This window comes from Bacteroidota bacterium (assembly GCA_034439655.1).
Classification (GTDB): Bacteria; Bacteroidota; Bacteroidia; order UKL13-3; family UKL13-3; genus CANJUD01.
In genome coordinates, this window is the sequence record JAWXAU010000011.1 from 1 (window position 1) to 3,963 (window position 3,963).

Sequence of the window (3,963 nt, forward strand, 5' to 3'; positions counted from 1 at the left end):
AAAGGAAGCCCCGATAGTTATCGGAGTTCGCGGCGAGCGATACTACAATAAAATAAAGTGTCCGTTATAATTTGGCTTTTCTTATTTGAATTATGAAAGTGGTCTAATCTACAATTAGCTAAAATCAGCCGCATGGACTTACTCCTTGCTCCTTACCACTTACTACTACATTTCCCCTATTTTTGAAACATGAAAATTAAGTTATTTTTAATCTGCACCTCGGCAGCAATTGTATTTGGGCTTTCAATTTTTTTTACAACTCAAATTAATTTCTCTAGTGCCGATGGCACGGAAGAAGATATAGATGCCCGCAATAAATGGATGACAGCAATGCTTGCCGACCCTGCCACAGGCCTAATACCTGAGGATATACGTAACAAAGAGCTTGCATTTGCCGCCACACTTCCTATAGCAAATACTTCTAATAAAACAGGATATAACAATTGGCAAAACATTGGCCCCTGGAATGTGGGCGGTCGTACACGTGCATTAGCAATTGATATAATCAATGAAAATATAATACTCGCAGCAGGAGTAAGTGGTGGAATATGGAAAAGCACCGATGGTGGTAAAGTATGGATTCGCAAAACAAAACCCGACCAATTACCTAATGTAACTTGTATATCGCAAAACCCTCAAAAACCCAATATATGGTGGGCAGGCACTGGTGAATATACTGGAAACAGTGCTTCGGGCGGTGGGGCATTTTTTTTAGGTAATGGGTTATATAAAAGTGTAGATGGTGGCGAAACCTGGCAAACGGTTGCTGCAACGGTAGCTAATTCGCCCAACAGTTTTAGCAAAAACATGCAGATGGTATTAAGCGTGGTACATAGCAGTACTGATACCTCGGATCATGTGTTTATGGCAACTTATGGTAATATATATAGAAGCACGAATGGGGGTAAAAACTTTACTTTTATCCGCGGTGGTTCTGGTGCAAATGGTAGCTCAGAATATACTGATATTGCTATTACCTCCACAGGTATAATATATGCTGTTTTAAGCAGCAATGGCCCACAAAAAGGAATGTGGCGAAGTATTGACAATGGAAAAACTTGGGCCAATATCACGCCTGTTTCTTTTTATAATCAATATGAAAGAATAGCCATTGGCATTTCCCCTTCAGATGAGAATCAAGTATATTTTGTGATGCATACAATTAACGAGGGTAAAAAAACCCTCGACTTTAGAGGTAGGGCAGAGTATAATGGTTTTTGGAAATATACTTATGTAAGTGGTGATGGAACAGGGGCTGGAGGTTTATGGGAAGACCGATCAGATAATCTACCCGATGTGGGTGGAGCATTCGGCAATTTTAATACGCAAGGTGGCTACGATTTATATGTTCGAGTAAAACCCGATAATGCAAATATGGTTTTTATAGGTTGCAATAATTTGTGGCGTAGTAGCGATGGTTTCAAAACCAAAAACAATACATCGGCCGTTGGTGGTTATGATATTAAATCAACATTGCCCGATTATAAATTGTATCTCAATCACCATCCCGACCAACACAATTGGGTGTTCTTGAAATCGGATCCTAAGAAAGCAATATGTGCCAATGATGGGGGTATATTTAGAACTGATGATTGTACAGCAAATCCAGTGGCGTGGCAGGATATGAATATTGGCTACCTCACCACACAGTATTATACTGTTGCCATGGATCATGCGGCCAATGGGAAAACTATTATAGGTGGTCTGCAAGATAACGGAACCTGGTGGGGCAATGATGTAAACAATATCCGACTTAAATGGACAGCCTCTTTTGGGGGCGATGGTTCGTACTGCTATGTGCCCGATGGTGCAAACGATTTATATGTATCGAAACAAGAAGGAAAAGTATATCATATACAAGTGGATGCCAATGGAAATGCCACTAAATATGCACGTATTGACCCATCGGAGGGAACAGGTTACGGCTTCATCAATCCATTTATATGCGACCCCAACAAACAAAACAGAATGTATATTGCTGGAGGTACTAAAGTGTGGCGAAATAATGATGTAAATCAGATAGCCCTTAAAACTGTTTTAGATTCTGTAAAAACCATGCAAGGTTGGGAAAAACTAGATAGTACATTTGATACAACGATGAGAATATCTGCACTCACAGTTTCAAAACAACCTGCTAATATTGTATTATATGGAACCACGGCAGGTAAATTATATAAAATGCTCGATGCCCATACGGGGCAACCCTCTCCAATAGAAATTACGGGACAAAATTTCCCGCAAAATGCTTATATAAGTTGCATAAGTATAGACCCATTAGATACCTCCAGAATATTTGTAGTATTTAGTAATTATAATATACAAAGTGTATTTTATACCAATGATGGCGGACAAAAATGGACTGCAATAAGTGGCAACCTGGAACAAAATGCAAACGGTAGTGGTAATGGTCCTTCATGTCGTTGGATTACGATGATGCGACGCAATGGTTTTACAGGATATTTTTTAGCAACAAGTACAGGATTATATGTTACCGATAGTTTGCAAGGAGCAAATACAAGATGGGTATTACAAGCGTATGATATGATCAATAATAATATATGCACGATGATAGATGTGCGTGAAAGTGATGGCCTTGTAATTGTTGCTACACATGGTAACGGTCTATTTGCCACTAACTTCGATAATGCTTGGCAACTAACAGGCATAGCCCCCAAATCAAATGCAAATACTATAACATTATATCCCAATCCTGCACAAGAATATATAATAATAAATTTACCAAACATGCCGCACAAATTTGTACCGATTGATATATATAATATACAAGGGCAACGTGTATGGACAGGAACTACTTTACAACAACAAACGCAAGTGCCCTGTGCTCATTGGCCCGCAGGAAACTATATGATAAAAATTGATATGACGGATAGAAGAGAGGTCTTGAAAATGGTGAAAGAGTAATGGTTCCCGCCGCGGCGGGCTTAATGGTTAATGGCTGACGCCTGATATCGTTGCCGTCGCAACGTTATACTTTCTAAGATTGATATAAGGATTGTTCAGTCTCTCGTTGTTTTTTTTATTAATCTTCATACGGATCCATAATTCCTTGCGATTGATATCCCTGCCTCTCGGTCAACTGCTTTCTATTGATACTGGAAACAATTGCATTCGAATATATATATTGGTCAAGTCCAATTATTAATTTATAGCGAATTGTTGTTTTTATTTGACCTGTAAATTTCGGAATTGAAAACTTCCAGCATTCATTAGATCGAATAAAAACTTTATGACGACTATTCCCCCACCAACTGCTAGGTAAATATTCTATTTCCTGCCATTTTTTATCTACATAAGCTTCTAAAACCACAGAAATTCTACTATCTGAAGCATTAAGTTTTATTGTTGAATCTGATTTATTTACTATATAAAAATTATAACCATTATATTTTTTTGAAATAGTTATGATAGAAGTAGTATCTATTTTTAAAAAGAAACCTTTCTCAATAAAGTTATTTGAGTCATTAAGTATCTTGGGAGTGTTTTCTGAATGTGCAAATCCTCCTAATGCATTAGAATCTTTAATACAGGATGCAACATATTTATTACCTCTTAACATATAATCTATATTGAGGTCAATTGCTGACTGGGCATATATTGTCAAGCCAAAATACATATATGCAATAGTTAAAATTATCGTTTTCATTATATTTATTGGATATAAGATTAACGTGTTAAGATTGACGATGGTTGCATTTGTGCGAAGATACTTAAGAAAATGACCAGTGCGGTAAAGGAGCATATCTTACTGCAGTGATTACAATACTAAAAACTTTAAAGTACTGTGTGTTTTTATATTTTTTGAAATTGATTTTTGGGGAATTGAATATTTGAACTATAAATAAACTAAATAGGGTCTGCTCAAAAACTCAGCCACCAGGAACAATTGTCTATTTTGAATTAAAAGCATAGTATAATGAATAATTATTCTTCTTTTTCACATGA

At 36.9% G+C, this 3,963-nt stretch carries 2 protein-coding genes; one reads left to right on the forward strand and one right to left on the reverse strand.

The genetic code is table 11. From position 1 onward, the window contains the following. Window positions 1-189 precede the first annotated feature (189 nt). On the forward strand, window positions 190-2,922 hold the full coding sequence (locus SGJ10_00805) for a T9SS type A sorting domain-containing protein (protein ID MDZ4756662.1): 2,733 nt from the start codon (window positions 190-192) through the stop codon (window positions 2,920-2,922). A 118-nt stretch (window positions 2,923-3,040) separates the two neighbouring features. On the opposite strand, the gene SGJ10_00810 is transcribed toward SGJ10_00805, so the two are convergent. Then, window positions 3,041-3,664, reverse strand: coding sequence for a hypothetical protein (locus tag SGJ10_00810; protein ID MDZ4756663.1), 624 nt, complete (start codon window positions 3,662-3,664; stop codon window positions 3,041-3,043). Between the last annotated feature and the right edge of the window lie 299 nt (window positions 3,665-3,963).